Source organism: Legionella norrlandica (assembly GCF_000770585.1).
In the GTDB taxonomy this organism is placed as follows: Bacteria; Pseudomonadota; Gammaproteobacteria; order Legionellales; family Legionellaceae; genus Legionella; species Legionella norrlandica.
The window spans coordinates 1-427 of record NZ_JNCF01000134.1; the positions used below are offsets into that span (position 1 = coordinate 1).

Below are 427 nucleotides of genomic sequence, written 5' to 3' on the forward strand. Positions count from 1 at the left end.
CAGAAAATTGATTTGGAAACATATTAACTTCCCTCTTCACGCATCCGAGGTGCTAATTCAGAGAAATATTTCTCTAAATCATTTCTGCTGTTTAGTTGATACTGAACGGTCAATTTTTCCTGTTCAGGGTCTTCCGATTTTTTCTTGCCTCAAAAATACATGCTTGTATAAATCCGGGAAATTCTATTATTTCTCTAACATGCTTACTTAACCATAATCGAAATTGGGAATAGACATCAGCATCAATTGTTAAGCTTACTTCATAAATAACCATAAATTTTTTCCTTCGAAATGTATATTATTTTGAATAAAACCAGTTCCATTTTTTTAAGTTTTAAATTGATAATGATTATCATTTTCATTTAAAACTTAAAAACAGAACTAGTGTTGTATCTAAAAAGTAATATTAAAACCAAAATTATTTCGG

At 28.6% G+C, this 427-nt stretch carries 2 protein-coding genes; both read right to left on the reverse strand.

Annotation, left to right across the window (positions count from 1 at the left end; genetic code table 11):
- Nucleotides 1-23: 23 nt before the first annotated feature.
- Nucleotides 24-113, reverse strand: a complete 90-nt coding sequence (locus OK13_RS16250; protein WP_420911433.1) for a hypothetical protein — start codon at nucleotides 111-113, stop codon at nucleotides 24-26.
- Complete coding sequence (locus tag OK13_RS14350) at nucleotides 110-274, reverse strand: DUF4286 family protein (RefSeq protein WP_241480585.1); 165 nt, start codon at nucleotides 272-274, stop codon at nucleotides 110-112. The genes OK13_RS16250 and OK13_RS14350 overlap by 4 nt, the downstream gene beginning before the upstream one ends.
- Between the last annotated feature and the right edge of the window lie 153 nt (nucleotides 275-427).